Genomic DNA, 15,929 nt, shown 5'->3' with positions numbered 1-15,929 from the left:
TTTAATTTAACTCTATGTTTAGTGCTAATGATTTAATTTCTTTAACAAGAACGTTGAATGACTCTGGAATTCCAGACTCAAAATTCTCTTCACCTTTAACAATCGTTTCGTAAACTTTAACTCTTCCAGCAACATCATCTGACTTGACTGTTAAAATTTCTTGTAATGTGTACGAAGCTCCATACGCTTCAAGAGCCCACACTTCCATTTCACCAAATCTTTGTCCACCAAGTTGTGCTTTACCACCCAATGGCTGCTGTGTAACAAGACTATAAGGACCAGTAGATCTTGCGTGAATTTTATCTTCAACCAAGTGATGCAGTTTAAGCATATAAATAATACCAACAGTTACAGGTCTATCAAACATTTCACCTGTTCTACCATCCCATAAATTAGTTTGACCTGAAGTAGGTAATTTTGCTAACTCAAGCATTTCAGAAACATCTTTTTCTTTAGCTCCATCAAATACTGGAGTTGAAATAGCTATACCATTTTGTAAGTTTTCACATAAATCTGAAAATTCAGTTTTGTTTAATTTATCAATTCCACCATCAAACACTTCCTTACCATAAACAGATTTTAGGAATGATGAAATTTTTTCAGTTTTTTCAAATTTTTTATTATTTTCATTAACCAATCTTTTAACTTCTTCACCAAATTCTTTACAAGCCCAACCAAGGTGAGTTTCTAAGATTTGACCTACGTTCATACGACTTGGAACTCCAAGTGGATTTAATACAATGTCAACAGGTCTTCCATCTTCCCTATAAGGCATATCTTCAACAGGGACAATTTTACTGACTACACCCTTGTTTCCGTGTCTACCCGACATCTTATCACCTGGTCTTAATCTTCTTTTAATCGCAACAAAAACTTTTACCATTTTCATAACACTTGGTAATAAATCATCACCACTTCTAATCTTTAAAACCTTATCTTCGAATCTTTCTTGAATATCTTGTTTTGCTTGATTGTATTGATCTTTTAATTGAGCAATACTCGCTTCATCATTAACATTGCCTACTGTTATTTTGAATACATCATTAATATTAATTTTATTAATTGTCTCAAGATCAAGTTTGGTACCTTCGTCTAAATCTTTTATTTTTTTAGTTAAAGAAGCTCCTGATAAAATTTGATTAGCTCTTTGTTTTATGCTTCTTTCTAGAATTTCTTCCTCTACAATTTTGTCTTGTTGAACAGTATCAATTTCTGCTCTTTCAATTGTAATAGATCTTTCATCTTTTTCTATACCATGTCTATTAAATACTCTAACATCAACAACCGTTCCACTGCTTCCTCGAGACATCTTTAATGATGTGTCAGTTACATCGATTGCTTTTTCACCAAAAATAGATCTTAATAATTTTTCCTCAGGTCCAGATGCTGAATCTCCTTTAGGTGTAACTTTACCAACTAATATATCGCCAGCTTTTACTTCAGCACCAATATAAACAATTCCAGATTCATCAAGGTTTTTTAGGGCTTCTTCATTTACATTTGGAATATCCCTAGTGATTTCTTCTTCACCCAATTTTGTATCTCTAGCCATAACTTCATATTCAACAATATGAACTGATGTAAATACATCATCCGTGACACATCTTTCTGAAATTAAAATAGAGTCTTCAAAATTGTAACCTTGCCAAGGCATAAATGCTACTGTCACATTTTTTCCGAGTGCTAACTCACCTAGTTTAGTAGATGGTCCGTCAGCAATAATATCTCCTGATTTAACTTTATCACCTACTCTAACAAGTGGTTTTTGGTTAATACATGTATTTTGGTTTGATCTTTTAAATTTTTGCAGGTTATAAATATCCACACCTGATTTAGTGAAATCCGTTTCTTCAGTTGCTTTGATTACAATTCTTTTTCCATCAATTTTATCTACTGTACCATCACGACTAGCAACAATAGTTACACCTGAATCAAGAGCAACATCACTTTCAATTCCAGTACCAACTAAAGGAGACTCTGGTTTTAATAAAGGAACTGCTTGTCTCATCATGTTAGATCCCATTAGAGCTCTGTTCGCATCATCATTTTCTAAGAAAGGGATTAGAGAGGCTGCAACAGAAACTAACTGTTTAGGTGAAACATCAATATAATCAATTTTACTTGGATTTGACAAAACGAAGTTCAAATTTTCTCTACAAGGAACAAGTTCTTCTAAAATTTTTCCAGATTTATCTATTTTTGCATTAGCTTGAGCAATTGTATATTTTGTTTCTTCCATCGCTGAAAGATATTCAACTTTATCTTGAACTACACCGTTTAGAACTTTTTTATAAGGACTTTCAATGAAACCATACTTATTAATTTTAGCATAAGTAGATAAGCTATTAATCAAACCAATGTTGGGTCCTTCAGGTGTTTCAATTGGACAAATTCTTCCGTAATGAGTTGGATGAACGTCACGTACTTCAAATCCAGCTCTTTCTCTAGTTAACCCCCCTGGTCCTAAAGCTGAAACTCTTCTTTTGTGTGTAATTTCTGATAATGGATTTGTTTGATCCATAAATTGAGAAAGTTGTGAACTTACAAAAAAATCTTTAAGAGAAACTGTTAATGGTTTTGCGTTAATCAAATCTTGTGGCATTGCTGATTCAATATCAAGTGTTGTCATTTTTTCTTTAATCGCTCTTTCCATTCTGTAAACACCAATACGCGCTTGGTTTTCAACAAGTTCACCAACAGATCTAACTCTTCTGTTGCCTAAATGATCAATATCATCAACTTCATCTTTACCATCTCTTAAATCTAACATTTTATGAACGATAGCAATTATGTCATCATTTCTTAAAATTGTGATTTTATCAGAACACTCAAGGTTCAGTCTCGAGTTCATCTTAACTCTACCAACATCAGAAAGGTCGTATCTATCTGAACTAAAGAATAGATTGTTAAATATCTGTGTAGCAATCTCAACTGTTGGTGGTTCACCTGGTCTTAAAACCTTGTAAATTTCAGTAATTGCATCATTTCTTGAATTATTTTTATCATTTAAAATTGTTGTTAATAAATAAGGTCCTTTATTAATAGAATTAGTAATAGAAATTTCAATTGAGCTAATATTAGCCTCTAAAATTTGCTTAATAATAGTGTCATTTAACTCTGTACCTATTCCAAAAGTACCTTCTTCTTCATCATCACTAACTTTAACTTCATTATGCAAATATTTTCCAATTAAAGACTCTTGAGATACAAGAATGTCTTTAAGTCCATCTGAAGCTAACTTTTTAGCAGTTAAAAAATTAATTTTATCCCCAAGCTTAATTACTACATTTCCTGTTTTAGCGTCAGTAACTTCTTCAGAAAAATTTTTTGCTTTGTAATTTTCAGGATTAAATTTTGTTTTCCATTTACCTGTTTTCGCATCAAATGAATAAGTGTCTTTATCATAAAACTCATCCGCTATTTCTGATTTAGTTAAACCTAATGCCATCAAAAGAGTTGAAGCAAATATTTTTTTCTTTCTATCAATCTTAAAATATAAAAAATCTTTAACATCGTATTCTAAATCTAACCAAGATCCCCTGTTAGGAATAACTCTACAATTAAATAATAATTTACCACTTGCATGTGATTTGCCTTTATCATGATCAAAGAAAACACCCGGACTTCTGTGCATTTGGTTTACAACAACTCTTTGAACACCGTTTGTTATAAAAGTTCCACTATCAGTCATCATAGGTACTTCACCCATATAAACTTCCTGCTCTTTGGCAGATAAAATATCTTTAGTATTATTTTCTTGGTCAATTTCGTAAACAACCAATCTTAAAGTACATTTTAATGCTGACGTAAAAGATAATCCTCTTTGAATACATTCTTCGGTATCAAATTTTGGTTTTTCAAGTCTATAAGAAACGTATTCTAATGTTGCTTTATCATTTAGATCTTCTATTGGAAAAATACTTTTAAAAACTCTATCAAATCCTTTTGATAAATCCCCAGCTTCACTGTCAAAATCAGTAAGTTGTTTGTATGAGTTTTTTTGGACTTCAATTAAATTTGGAATAGATAAAGTTTCAGAAAGCTTTCCAAAGCTTTTTCTTACATTTTTCTTTTGAGTAAAAGATAATTGCATTTAATACTAATCACTGATTAATAAATTAACCAGTTATGAAATCTTTCTAATTAATTTATTTAAGTTCTACTTTTGCGCCAGCTGCTTCCAACTTAGCCTTGATCTCTTCAGCGTCTTTTTTGTTTACACCAGACTTAACTTCTTTTGGTGCACCCTCAACTAAATCTTTTGCCTCTTTAAGACCTAAAGATGTTGCTGCTCTAACTTCTTTAATAACATTAATTTTTTTATCACCTGCAGAAATTAACATGATTGTAAAATCATCTTTTGCTTCTTCAGCTGCACCACCTGCTGCTGCTGCTGGTGCTGCTGCAGCCATAGCTGTAACACCCCACTTTTCTTCAAGCTGTTTTGAAAGTTCAGCTGCTTCAACGACAGTTAAACTTGATAAGTCTTCAATAATTTTGTTTAGATCAGGCATATTTTTTTATACTCTTTAGGTTGTTTTTTAAGAATTTTCTGGGCTCAAACTACTCATTTTTTCGGATCGTGCAAGTAAAATACTAACTAATTTTGATGCTGGTGTAGCCAAAATTCCGACAAGATTAGCTCTTGCTTCATCAAGTGTTGGTAAATTTGCTACATTTTGAACTGCAGCTTGGTCTAATACCTCATTACCCATAATTCCACCTAAAAGTTTCAAACTTTCGTTTGTTTTGGCAAATTTAGATAAAATTCTAGCTGATATTATCGCGTCATTAGAAAAAGCAACTGCAGTAGCGCCTGTAAATAAATTTGATAGCTCCTTACACTTAGTTTTTTCTAGTGCAATTTTTGTAATTCTATTTTTTGTTATAGTGAACTTAATGCCATGTTCTCTCATTTGCGCTCTAAGTTCATCAAGTTGAGACATTGTAAGTCCTTGATAGTGAGTTACCATTACAGCTTCATTATTTTGAAACTGTGTTTCCATTTCACTAATATAATTCTTTTTTTGTTCCTTGTTCATCATAACTATATAGCTTTTCCTAATTTAACTTTATACGAAACACCCATGCTTGATGTTATAAAAGTATTTTTTATTAAGTCACCTTTTAAAGTTAGGTTTCCTTTTTCTTTTTCTAAAGTATCTAAAATAGCATGAAAATTTTTAAGTAATTGATCATCATGGAAAGATTTCTTACCTATGCTCACGCCAATATTTCCATCTTTATCGTTTCTAATTTCTGCTTGTCCTGATTTAGCATTTGTTACGGCTTGTTTAATATCCTCTGAAACTGATCCTAATTTTGGGTTAGGCATTAATCCTTTTGGACCTAAAACTTTTCCTAGCTTAGATAATTTAACCATCATACCTGGTGTACAAATTAATTTTTCAAAATTAAGTTCACCTGCTTTAATTTTATCTATAAATTCGTCGCTACCAACTATATCAGCACCAGCATCTTTGGCTTCTTTGGCTTTTGTATCCTCACAAACAACAGCTACTTTCACTTTTTTACCTGTTCCGCCAGGTAAGTTAACTACAGTTCTAATATTTACTTCACCTTTTTTTTGTTTGTTGTTCACTTGAAAGCTCAAGTCAATTGATTCATCAAATTTTGTAGTACAATTTTTTTTAACAGTCGCTAATAAATTTTCAATAACGTCAGCAGTTAAATCTTTTGTTTTTTCAGGTAATTGTTTAAATCTTTTTGATGGCATTAGTCTTTAACCTCTATCCCCATTGATCTTGCTGATCCTGCAATAATTTTTACCGCTTGCTCGAGATCGTGAGCATTAAGATCTTTCATCTTTTGGGTTGCAATTTCTTCTGCTTGTTTTTTTGTAATTGATCCAGCAATACTTCTGCCAGGCTCTTTTGATCCACCTTTAAGTTTAGCAGCTTCTTTAATAAAATGTGATGCTGGCGGTGATTTAATTTCAAAATCAAATTTTTTATCTTTATATACAGTGATAACTACTGGAATTGGTTTTCCAGCAAAAGCTTTTGTTTTATCGTTAAAAGCTTTACAAAATTCCATTATATTAATTCCACGTTGACCTAACGCAGGACCAACTGGTGGTGCTGGATTGGCTTGGCCACCCATAATTTGTAATTTTATATATCCACTAATTTCTTTTGCCATTAACTTGCTTTCTCTACTTGGTTATATTCTAAATCAACTGGTGTTGGTCTTCCAAATATTGAAACTGAAACCTTAAGTCTTGATTTCTCTTCATCTATATCTTCAACCATACCGCTGAATGATGCAAAAGGACCGTCAACGACCTGAACTTTTTCACCAATGCTGTATTCTATACCAGATTTTGGCTGAGCTACACCATCTTTTATTTGTCCTAAAATCTTTTCTATTTCTTTATCAGAAACAGGAACGGGAATGCCCTTTGAACCTAAAAACCCACTTACACGCTTTAAGTTTTTAATTAAATGATAAAGGTCATTATCCATTTCACTTTTAATCAAAACATAACCCGGAAAGTATTTCTTTTTTCTTTGAATTCTCTTTCCTCTTTTTACTTCTGTTACATCGTGTGTTGGAACAACAATTTCTTCAATTTTGTCAGATATTTTTGCTTTTTCAGCTTCTTCCTTAATTAATCCAGCAACTTTATTCTCAAAATTTGAGTGAGATTGAACAATATACCAATTTTTCATTAAATACTTACCTTTAGTAAAGCTTCCAATAAAAATTTAAGTACTTGATCAAGAAGCAAAAAGAAAAGAGACATAATAACTGCCATAGCAAATACCATTAATGCACCTTGCATTGTCTCTTTTCCAGTAGGCCAAGAAACTTTAAAAGCTTCTTGTTTAACTTCTTGGATAAATTTTATCGGGTTTTTCATAATATACTGTTTAGCTTATTGGCAGGAGCGGAGGGAATCGAACCCTCAACCTCCGGTTTTGGAGACCGGCACTCTACCAATTGAGCTACACTCCTATAGAGTTTACTCTATAATTTTAGTTACTACACCAGCTCCAACTGTTCTACCACCTTCACGAATAGCAAAGTTTAATTTTTCGCTCATCGCAATTGGAGTAATTAATGTAACAGTGAATTTAGCGTCATCACCAGGCATAACCATTTCAGTTCCAGCTGGCAATGTAACTTCTCCAGTTACATCAGTTGTTCTAAAGTAAAACTGAGGTCTGTATTTAGTAAAGAAAGGAGTGTGTCTTCCACCCTCATCTTTTTTAAGTACATATGCCTGAGCTTCAAATTTAGTGTGAGGTGTAATTGAAGCAGGTTTACAAAGAACTTGTCCTCTTTGAATGTCATCTCGCTCAACACCTCTTAATAGAATACCGACATTATCACCTGCTTCACCTGAATCTAAAAGTTTTCTGAACATTTCAACACCAGTACAAACTGATTTTTTAGTTGCAGTAACTCCTACGATTTCAACTTCTTCACCTGTTTTAATAACACCAGATTCAATTCTTCCAGTTGCAACAGTTCCTCTACCTGAAATTGAGAAAACATCCTCAACAGGCATTAGGAAAGGCTTGTCAATATCTCTAGTTGGTTGAGGAATAAATTCATCAACAGCTTTCATTAATTCTACAATAGAATTTTTTCCAATTTCTTCATCTCTGCCTTCAACAGCAGCTAATGCAGATCCTTTAACGATAGGAGTTTTATCACCTGGATATTTGTACGAAGTTAAAAGTTCTCTAATTTCTTCTTCAACAAGTTCAATCATATCTTTATCATCAACTTGATCTACTTTATTTAAGTAAACAACAATTGCAGGAATACCAACTTGTCTTCCTAAAAGAATGTGTTCTCTAGTTTGAGGCATAGGACCATCAGCAGCATTAACTACTAAGATAGCTCCATCCATTTGAGCTGCACCTGTAATCATGTTTTTTACATAGTCAGCGTGACCTGGGCAATCAACGTGTGCGTAGTGTCTTTTTTCAGTTTCGTACTCAACGTGAGCAGTTGAAATTGTAATCCCTCTTTCTTTTTCTTCAGGGGCTTTATCAATCTGATCGTAAGCAACAGCTTTTCCTCCACCAAGTTCTGCTAATGTAATAGTGATAGCGGCTGTTAATGTTGTCTTACCATGGTCGACATGACCAATTGTACCGATGTTACAGTGTGGTTTATTTCTTACGAACTTTTCTTTTGACATTACGTTTTTACCTCAGTTTTAGTTTTATTAATAATTTCTTTTTTTCTTGGAGCGGGTAAAGAGAATCGAACTCTTACATCCAGCTTGGAAGGCTAGCGTTCTACCATTGAACTACACCCGCACAACATCAAGAATAACACTCCATTGTTATAAAAAATTTTATTGATTGGTGGAGGGGGAAAGATTCGAACTTTCGAAGACCGAAGTCAACGGGTTTACAGCCCGCCCCATTTGACCGCTCTGGAACCCCTCCTTTTTGGGGAAGTGTCCCCTTGCTCAATAAAGCTTCAAACAACATGCGTTTTATATATTTTTATTATGCAATTGCAACACGAGATTTACTGTGAAAATGGAGGAAAATACGTATAAAACAAAGATAATTTTATGAATAAATCATCTTTTTTAATCGTTGGTCAACATGCTGTAATTGAGGCTTTAAGAAACCCAAAAAGAAAGGTTTTAAAAGTTTTTTTAACGGAAGAAAGTAAAAAAAATATTCATAGAAAGAATCCGAAGAAAAATGTCCTTGAAGACGTTAAAGTCTATTTTAAATCAAAGAAAGAATTAGATAAGTATACTTCTAAAGATCAAATTATGCACGGTGGGTACATTGCAGAAGTTGAGCATATCGATCAACCCGACTTAAAAGAATTTATAAAAGGAAAAAATAAATTAACATTTGTTTGCATTGATGAAGTAACGGATCCTAGAAATATTGGATCGTTAATTAGAAGTGCTTCTTCATTTCATATAGATGGATTAATAGTTAAAGAAAGACAATTCCCGTCTGATAGTAAGCTTATGTATAAAGCTGCAAGTGGATGCATGGAGCATATTAATATTTTTGAAGTATCAAACATAAATTCAACACTTAAAAATTTAAGAGAAAAGAATTTTTGGGTTTATGGGTTTGATGCAAGAGGAGAAAAAGACTTTACAGATGTCAAATGGGAAGGAAAGAATGTTCTTTTGTTTGGATCTGAAGGATTTGGTATGAGAGAACATACTGGAAAATACACAGATTTTTTAGTTAAGATTGATATAAATAAAGATGTAGAAAGCTTAAATATCTCAAATAGTGCAGCGATTGTGTTTCATCATTTAAGTTATTTGAAAAAAAATTCTTGATTAGTCTAAGATTTCTTAATAGAAATCGTTTATGCCCTTGTAGCTCAGCTGGTAGAGCAATTGATTTGTAATCAATAGGTCCGCGGTTCGACTCCGTGCGGGGGCACCACACAATCCTTTACTTATTTCACTTTTTGAATATTTAGAAAAAAATCTATAACAAAAAATAGTAGAACAAAGACTATACAAAGGAAGAAAGTAGAACTCGTTGTAGTGAAATTGTAGTGAAATTTTAGATTGGTAAAAATATTTACTAAAGTGTCTTTAAATAATTGAGTAGTCTTTTAAGATAGATAAATCTTTATCGTCAAGATGAATAAAATCAAATTTAATTTTAGGACTAATACTTTGTTTGATCAATTTTATATCTTCAATATCTTCAGATTGAGCTGGGTCAAAATCAGATGTATTCCAATTAGGGTTTTTTAAACCATTTTTTATCCAGTCATCATCTTCAGTATCAAAAACAGATGGCTCCATTAAATTTATTCCTACACTAATTTTTTCTAAACCATCTAACTTATTTATAAAAGCAGATATTAATATTGGGTCAAATAACAATACATCACTAATAATATCTAAATTAGTTGATTTGAATTCAGCTATTCTTGAAAAAAATCTATTATCTTTTCCAACCTTATATTCTTGATTGGGCTTTAAATCATCTATCTGATTACCATAAGGAATTGTATAATTAATTTTCCATAAAAAGTTTTTGATAGAGGTTTTTTCTTTTATAAAACTTAAAATATCATTATCCCAACAAACCTCTTGATCATCCCAAAACGATACATTTTCTCTAACCCAGAGATCTCCCCCATCATACTCAAATATATCATTTTTAAGATCTTTTTTAATAAGCTTTGGATAAATCATTTCAAATTATTTTTCTTTTTTTCTATTCGCCACAACATATAAAATAGTATTATTAAGCTAGGCTGAAGAAAAACAAAGATAACTATATTTGCAAGCTCATAGCCCATGCCTGTGAAGTCACCAATAAACTCTAAAACATAAACACACCAGTTAAAAAAATTACTAATCATTTAAAATATATTTTAACCTTTTATTTAATAATTTTATATTTTTTCAGAATTTTTTTCTCAACTTTGTCTAATTTATCAAAAGTAAATTTGATCTTAGGACTAATTTTTTTTCTTAAATATTGTAAAGACTCTAAGTCAGATCTAAATTTTTTATCAAATAGTGTTTTAATTTGAAATTGTACAGTAAACCATGCAGGCTGATCTAGTTTGTCTAATAAATATTTATCTTGTGAAAAACTTGGTTTAAGCCAACCATAATGAGGCAGTCCTTTTTGCAAAAAACCTAATTTAAAATTTATTTCTTTTAAATCTTTTAAAAGTTTTGAAGCTAATACTATTGATTCCATGGTTTTTCCACGCGGAAACTTTACGGTATGATTATCGGTCAGAAATAAGTCTGAGGAAACATTTAGCTTTTTATGATCATCATAATTAGAACATATGAGTTCAAGAAGATGTGCAGATTTTTCTAAACTATCTTTGTATTTTTTATTTTTCTTATAATATTTGATTTGATTCTCTTTAGGGACATAATATTTAATAAACCAATAAAAACCCTTAAATTTCATTTTTTTTGGTTTTGATAATTTAACTAAATGTGGATATAGAAAGTCTAAACTACTCCACACATCCAAACATTTAAGAACTGATACTCTTTTTAATAAATCACCACCCTCAAAAGCACAAACAAATGAGTCTTTAAGTATTTTCTTCATTAAATGAATTGAGCCTTTTTCATTAAAATATGGATATTTAATTTTTTTCATTTATTTGTAATTTGTCTTAAACTTTAAAAGCTTACAAAAACTATTCATTAATTTCATCTCTTTTATTGAGCTAGCTGATGCTAAAAGAAGGTTTTCATTAAATATAATAATAGCAACACATTCAGCTCTAGAAATTGCTACGTTCAATCTGTTCCTGCTAAAGAAGAAATCTTTATGTCTTGGTAAACTTTCAACATCAGATGTGGTCATCGATATAAGTACTACTTTTGCTTCTTGCCCCTGAAACAAATCTATAGTTCCCACCCTAACATCATCATATACTTTCTTTAATCTCTCTCTAATATTATTTGCCTGAGCATTATATGGAGCAACAACCATGATGTCTTTTGATGATATTTTACCTATATTTTTACCAGCTTTAAATTCTTTATTTATTATTTTATTATAAGTTTTCTCAACTAAATCTGCTTCTTCATCTGATCGTTGAGAACAGCCACTATGTTCAATTGGAACATAAAATAATCCCTCATTTTTAATTGGATCTAATTTTAAACTAACTGATCTAGTTTCCGTTATTGGGTCAGAAGTTAATCTAGAGTCATAAAAGCTAGATGATATGTAATTACAAATCTTATTATTTAGTCTTCGCGTAACATTTAAAAATACACCTTTGTCAGCTGGTATTGTATCTTTATCTTCTAGCACAAAGTCTAAAGAACTCATTCTTGCATATCCTTCATGCTTAGCCCTCATTGGTTGAGAGAGTTGCATCTGATCACCAATTAATACTAAATTTTTAGCTGATGTTGCGTTAGCTATTGTTGTACCCAGTGCCACCTGTCCCGCCTCATCTATAAAAAGATAATCCAAAGCTTTATTCATTCTAGGATCAACAAAGAACCAAGAAGTTCCTGCATACAATGAGTAGTCATCAAAATTTAAAGGCTTACCTGTAGTAATATCTTTTATAAATTTCCAATCATATTTGTCTGAACTTCTAGCTTTTCTCATTCCACTAAATTCAAAATTTTGGCTTTCAGCTTGTTGTTCTAAAGCAATAAGCAAAGTTTTAATTGCTTCATGAGAGTTACTTGTAACCCCAACTTTTTTGCCTGATTTCATTAATTCAATAATAATATTTGCAGATGAATATGTTTTTCCTGTACCAGGAGGACCTTGAATTGTTAGATAAGAATTATTCAAATTTTTAATAATCTCAAATGATTGAGAAATTAAATCTTTATCTTCATCAATTAAATTAGAGCCTTCTTTAACACCTTTTACATCTGGACTACTTCGCTCAAGCATATCCATAATAGACTTATAATTTTTACCATCATTCTTAATGTAATCCTCTAAAAATTTATTTAATGCTTGATCATGCTGATGTACTTGAGGAGGAGTACCATTTCCCAAGGTCAATAAACTTGGCATCTCTACATTTTTTCTTCTTTTGGATACAAAAATCTTAATTACATTCTTATCAGGAAATTTTTCCTCTATTGAATAAATGGTTCCAATACCTTTAATTTGATGAACATCAAAAGCAGCTTTTCCTTCTTTTAATTTATAATTTTGATCATTAAATCTATAAGAATAAATGGACCCATCATCTGTAACTTTGGGTTTGTCACTAACTAATACACAATTAGCTATACATTCTGTATCATCCTCAAGTTCTAAATGAGTTTTTTCAGCTCTATCAAAAACCTCCCAAAATTCTGGTTTATTACTTTTCCAATGAAAGCCTATAAAATTTTTTAAATTTTCAACAAATTTTTTATTAGATTTATTTTTCTTTTTTTCCAATCTATTATTTAGGTCTACCTCAACTTCTTCTCTAGATAACTTGTTAGGTTCTTTACGCCTATATTTGCTTGGCGCTTGATCTTCATTCTTAGCTGGCTCTTGTTTTAAAAACCAATCAATAGTTTCTGGTTTATTTTTAACTAAAAATTCTCTTAAATGATAAGTCGAAACACAGTCTTCTTCATTATAATCAATGATATCTTGCTTATATTTTTCATTTTTAGTTGTTATCCAATTATCGTATTTAGCAACACTATCGTCAGCCTTGACGATGTCAGCTTTTCTCTCAAAATCATAAAATTTTTCAATAGATTTTAAAGACATATCTCTTTCAGAAGTTCTTATGCTTTGTTTGGTAATAGCAAATAAATCTACATATTTTTCTTTTCTTAATAAATTGTCATTAACTATATCTCCCTTGGGAAATTCAGATGAATAAACTGTAGCCAACTCTCTAATGGCTCTTTTTTCATATGGTGCATAATGATAAATATGAGCGTTAGGATATTCTTCAAAACGTTTTTCAAAGAAATTTATAAGCTCAATAAAAATATTTTTTTCACTTTCTTTATTGTAATCTTTAGCCCAAAGATCTTTAAATTTTAGTTTACCTTTATCTTTATAATATAGACCATGAAGATACTCAAAAGGACGGTCCATTCTTGGAAAACCCTCAATATCAAAAAAGACATCTCCATCGTCCGGTTTAGGTAATTTATAAAACCCTTTACCATAATCTGGATCTAAAAATATTATCTTATCCTCTCCAGTGAGTCTTTTTTCTTCTTGTAATTCTGCTTGAGATTTTATCTTTTCAAAACTTTCAGTATTGATTTTAAGGTCGGTTGCAATAAGTTTAGTTTTAGCTAGTTGTTCAACAGTTCTTACTTTGTTTTTTTTTAATTTTTCTATTTGAGATTTGTTAGATCCTGCAACTAAATTTACATAATTATCTTTTTCCCAAATTTGATCACACCCATCTTTCCAGTTACAAAGATTACAATATGAACACTTCTCAGGATATAATTTCTCTTTAGCGGTATTTGATAGAAATTTAACAAATTCTTTCTTACCATAATTAAATAGCTCTATGTATTCTATGGTCTTAAAAGAGTGGAGATTATCTGAACCATCAATGAGATGCATTTTTTCAGGCATTAACTTTTGTATCTTACAAAGCATATCTGAATAAGCTGTTATTTGAGTTACATGTCTTGGTCTTAAATTTCTGGTGATCTTAGTATCATAAACTTCATAACTGTAATCACCAAGTTTAGATGGGGTGTCACACTTAATTAAAAAATCAGCCTCTCCTCTAAAGTTTTCATCTATAAGGTAAGCATGATAAATTAAATCATAACCCTTTTGTATGGCTTTAACAGTCTCATTAAATCTATCATTTTCATCTAGATTTGATTTTATCGAAATATTTTTCTTATATTTATCCTTTAATATTTTGAAATGTTTTTTTTCATGATCGATACCCATTTCTTTCCACAATTTATCATTTGCTTTATCTTCATTTTTTTTAATTTCTTTATTGTGGTACTTGATTTCGTTTAAGGCTGTGTATTTACAAGCTACAAAATTATTTAAATCACTTGGTGAAATAAAAAACTTACCCTTTTTTATCTTCATTAATGAGCCATTATATTTTTCTATAAACTTATTATATTCAATAAATATACTTTATTTGTAGATATAAATAGATACATTAATATTATGTCTGTTTATCACCACAGGGCTGCACAAATTGTCTCCGACCAGATACTTTATTCTTGGAGAAACAAAGATAGATGGATTAATCCATTTGTTTCAAATGATGTTCAGCAAACAATATCACCAAATGATTTTCCATCTCCAGATGCTCTTTTTCAGGACACACAAAAAAGAACAAAAGTTTCTTTAGAATTTAAACCATACACAGAAACTAAAAGAGGTATAATGACAGGAATAGGACAAGCAATTGCTTACCTTAACAAATCTCATGCATCTATTCTTGTATGTTCTTCGGTAGTCGATGGATTTAATATGGGTGATTATCTTACAAAAACTTTTAATAAATTTATCTATGGAAAGTTACCTCTGGCATTATTTATTTATGATGGAGAAAAATTAGAAAATTTAAAATTAGCAGTAGATATTGATCCAAAATTATTTACCCCATCTAATTTAAAACAAATACCTTTTAGAGGCTCTGGTGCACCATACTTTGCTTTTTGGAGAGAATTACCAGTAAATGGTTTTTATAAACTTTCAAAATCAGCTAAAAATATCACCTCTAAAACTAATAGAAGTGAAAAGGTTTGGGATGAATTTTTTTATAAATATTATGCACCAAAAGCGGCTCTTAATACTTTAAATGATATTGATTCAGATATTTATATGGATGATATGATTAAAAAAATTATACCATTTTCAGATAGGAAAAAAGATTTACGTATTTTAGTTGATAATAAAGAGGTATCTGAAGCTGAGGCTTTGAAAACTTTAGAAAAGAAAAGTTGGAGTAAAAAAGAAACGGATAATAATTACAGAAATTATAAAAAAAATTTCTTCAACTTTATGAATCATAACAGCCTTTGGGATGAAAATTTTTACTTAACCCCACTTGGAAATAGGTTTGTAGAAAGATACGAAAAAAATATAACCTCACCTCAGACACTTATTGATGAAATGGCCCAAATTTTACTAGTTGAAGGTAAACATCATAACTTGATTGAAGAAATAAAGGATATTTCAAATCAAACGTTTAATGATGACAATGCTTATCTTGAGCATATTTATAAAGAAATGGATAAAAGAGGTCATGTTGCAAAAAATACAGCTCGTAAAAGTTCTGGATCTCGAAAGTATTTACAAGCTGAAAAACAACTTTGGGGAAGGTTTGGATTAATCCAAAAAAATGGTAACACATATTTTAATAGAAATATTGGATATGTGTTTGAAAATAAACGAATAGATGAATTGGTAGAAAAGTATTATCTTAACTATGGTGATGTGAATTCAAAAAAAACTTTTGATAATAAAATTTATAATTAA

The 15,929-nt window shown here is 30.8% G+C and carries 14 protein-coding genes and 4 tRNA genes; 3 read left to right on the top strand and 15 right to left on the bottom strand.

Going from position 1 to position 15,929, the window contains the following annotated elements; translation table 11 throughout:
• Window position 1 precedes the first annotated feature (1 nt).
• The 11 genes from rpoB to AC5SL3_RS02565 form a co-directional block, all read right to left on the bottom strand.
• Window positions 2-4,093, bottom strand: coding sequence for a DNA-directed RNA polymerase subunit beta (gene rpoB, locus AC5SL3_RS02615; RefSeq protein ID WP_494578628.1), 4,092 nt, complete (start codon window positions 4,091-4,093; stop codon window positions 2-4).
• Between the two features lie 55 nt (window positions 4,094-4,148).
• Complete coding sequence (rplL, locus tag AC5SL3_RS02610) at window positions 4,149-4,514, bottom strand: 50S ribosomal protein L7/L12 (protein WP_006996804.1); 366 nt, start codon at window positions 4,512-4,514, stop codon at window positions 4,149-4,151.
• 27 nt (window positions 4,515-4,541) lie between these two features.
• Window positions 4,542-5,042, bottom strand: coding sequence for a 50S ribosomal protein L10 (gene rplJ, locus AC5SL3_RS02605; RefSeq protein ID WP_006996803.1), 501 nt, complete (start codon window positions 5,040-5,042; stop codon window positions 4,542-4,544).
• Window positions 5,043-5,047: 5 nt separating this feature from the next.
• Complete coding sequence (gene rplA, locus AC5SL3_RS02600; protein ID WP_011282160.1) at window positions 5,048-5,737, bottom strand: 50S ribosomal protein L1; 690 nt, start codon at window positions 5,735-5,737, stop codon at window positions 5,048-5,050.
• Window positions 5,737-6,162: a 50S ribosomal protein L11 gene (rplK, locus tag AC5SL3_RS02595; RefSeq protein ID WP_006996801.1), complete on the bottom strand. Its 426-nt coding sequence runs from the start codon at window positions 6,160-6,162 to the stop codon at window positions 5,737-5,739. The genes rplA and rplK overlap by 1 nt, the downstream gene beginning before the upstream one ends.
• On the bottom strand, window positions 6,162-6,692 hold the full coding sequence (nusG, locus tag AC5SL3_RS02590; RefSeq protein WP_006996800.1) for a transcription termination/antitermination protein NusG: 531 nt from the start codon (window positions 6,690-6,692) through the stop codon (window positions 6,162-6,164). The genes rplK and nusG overlap by 1 nt, the downstream gene beginning before the upstream one ends.
• A complete protein-coding gene (gene secE / locus AC5SL3_RS02585) occupies window positions 6,692-6,883 on the bottom strand; it encodes a preprotein translocase subunit SecE (protein WP_006996799.1) in 192 nt (63 codons plus the stop codon). The genes nusG and secE overlap by 1 nt, the downstream gene beginning before the upstream one ends.
• A gap of 19 nt (window positions 6,884-6,902) precedes the next feature.
• Window positions 6,903-6,978: transfer RNA gene (locus tag AC5SL3_RS02580), tRNA-Trp, on the bottom strand.
• A 7-nt stretch (window positions 6,979-6,985) separates the two neighbouring features.
• The gene (gene tuf, locus AC5SL3_RS02575) at window positions 6,986-8,176 is read right to left on the bottom strand and encodes an elongation factor Tu (protein ID WP_271563404.1); all 1,191 of its coding nucleotides are present in this window, start codon (window positions 8,174-8,176) and stop codon (window positions 6,986-6,988) included.
• Between the two features lie 47 nt (window positions 8,177-8,223).
• Window positions 8,224-8,297 (bottom strand) — tRNA-Gly (locus tag AC5SL3_RS02570).
• 46 nt (window positions 8,298-8,343) lie between these two features.
• Window positions 8,344-8,429, bottom strand: a tRNA-Tyr gene (locus AC5SL3_RS02565).
• A gap of 131 nt (window positions 8,430-8,560) precedes the next feature.
• Between AC5SL3_RS02565 and rlmB the strand changes: the two genes are divergently transcribed.
• Window positions 8,561-9,304, top strand: coding sequence for a 23S rRNA (guanosine(2251)-2'-O)-methyltransferase RlmB (gene rlmB / locus AC5SL3_RS02560; RefSeq protein WP_271617155.1), 744 nt, complete (start codon window positions 8,561-8,563; stop codon window positions 9,302-9,304).
• A 33-nt stretch (window positions 9,305-9,337) separates the two neighbouring features.
• Window positions 9,338-9,413: transfer RNA gene (locus tag AC5SL3_RS02555), tRNA-Thr, on the top strand.
• Between the two features lie 155 nt (window positions 9,414-9,568).
• Here AC5SL3_RS02555 and AC5SL3_RS02550 read toward each other — a convergent pair.
• The 4 genes from AC5SL3_RS02550 to AC5SL3_RS02535 are packed head-to-tail and all read right to left on the bottom strand — an operon-like array spanning window position 9,569 to window position 14,525.
• The gene (locus AC5SL3_RS02550) at window positions 9,569-10,180 is read right to left on the bottom strand and encodes a hypothetical protein (RefSeq protein ID WP_494578625.1); all 612 of its coding nucleotides are present in this window, start codon (window positions 10,178-10,180) and stop codon (window positions 9,569-9,571) included.
• Window positions 10,177-10,350, bottom strand: a complete 174-nt coding sequence (locus tag AC5SL3_RS02545; RefSeq protein ID WP_494578623.1) for a hypothetical protein — start codon at window positions 10,348-10,350, stop codon at window positions 10,177-10,179. Before AC5SL3_RS02545 ends, AC5SL3_RS02550 begins: the two co-directional genes overlap by 4 nt.
• A 20-nt stretch (window positions 10,351-10,370) precedes the next feature.
• Entirely contained in the window at window positions 10,371-11,117 is a 747-nt protein-coding gene (locus AC5SL3_RS02540; RefSeq protein WP_494578621.1) for a hypothetical protein, read from the bottom strand.
• Window positions 11,118-14,525 carry a TM0106 family RecB-like putative nuclease gene (locus tag AC5SL3_RS02535; RefSeq protein ID WP_494578619.1) on the bottom strand — a complete coding sequence of 1,136 codons (3,408 nt, stop codon included), beginning with the start codon at window positions 14,523-14,525 and terminating at the stop codon, window positions 11,118-11,120.
• An 84-nt stretch (window positions 14,526-14,609) separates the two neighbouring features.
• Here AC5SL3_RS02535 and AC5SL3_RS02530 point away from each other — a divergent pair, with 84 nt between their 5' ends.
• Window positions 14,610-15,929, top strand: a complete 1,320-nt coding sequence (locus AC5SL3_RS02530) for a hypothetical protein (protein WP_494578618.1) — start codon at window positions 14,610-14,612, stop codon at window positions 15,927-15,929.

The organism is Candidatus Pelagibacter sp. PS_34, assembly GCF_059417845.1.
Note: the sequence above shows the minus strand (reverse complement) of the source record. Positions and strands in the feature narration are given on the sequence as shown.

Excerpts from the sequence above, each read along its gene's own strand:
- rpoB (WP_494578628.1), bottom strand. The coding sequence starts at position 4,093 with ATGCAATTATCTTTTACTCAAAAGAAAAATGTAAGAAAAAGCTTTGGA.
- rplL (WP_006996804.1), bottom strand. The coding sequence starts at position 4,514 with ATGCCTGATCTAAACAAAATTATTGAAGACTTATCAAGTTTAACTGTC.
- rplJ (WP_006996803.1), bottom strand. The coding sequence starts at position 5,042 with ATGAACAAGGAACAAAAAAAGAATTATATTAGTGAAATGGAAACACAG.
- rplA (WP_011282160.1), bottom strand. The coding sequence starts at position 5,737 with ATGCCATCAAAAAGATTTAAACAATTACCTGAAAAAACAAAAGATTTA.
- rplK (WP_006996801.1), bottom strand. The coding sequence starts at position 6,162 with ATGGCAAAAGAAATTAGTGGATATATAAAATTACAAATTATGGGTGGC.
- nusG (WP_006996800.1), bottom strand. The coding sequence starts at position 6,692 with ATGAAAAATTGGTATATTGTTCAATCTCACTCAAATTTTGAGAATAAA.
- secE (WP_006996799.1), bottom strand. The coding sequence starts at position 6,883 with ATGAAAAACCCGATAAAATTTATCCAAGAAGTTAAACAAGAAGCTTTT.
- tuf (WP_271563404.1), bottom strand. The coding sequence starts at position 8,176 with ATGTCAAAAGAAAAGTTCGTAAGAAATAAACCACACTGTAACATCGGT.
- rlmB (WP_271617155.1), top strand. The coding sequence starts at position 8,561 with ATGAATAAATCATCTTTTTTAATCGTTGGTCAACATGCTGTAATTGAG.
- AC5SL3_RS02550 (WP_494578625.1), bottom strand. The coding sequence starts at position 10,180 with ATGATTTATCCAAAGCTTATTAAAAAAGATCTTAAAAATGATATATTT.
- AC5SL3_RS02545 (WP_494578623.1), bottom strand. The coding sequence starts at position 10,350 with ATGATTAGTAATTTTTTTAACTGGTGTGTTTATGTTTTAGAGTTTATT.
- AC5SL3_RS02540 (WP_494578621.1), bottom strand. The coding sequence starts at position 11,117 with ATGAAAAAAATTAAATATCCATATTTTAATGAAAAAGGCTCAATTCAT.
- AC5SL3_RS02535 (WP_494578619.1), bottom strand. The coding sequence starts at position 14,525 with ATGAAGATAAAAAAGGGTAAGTTTTTTATTTCACCAAGTGATTTAAAT.
- AC5SL3_RS02530 (WP_494578618.1), top strand. The coding sequence starts at position 14,610 with ATGTCTGTTTATCACCACAGGGCTGCACAAATTGTCTCCGACCAGATA.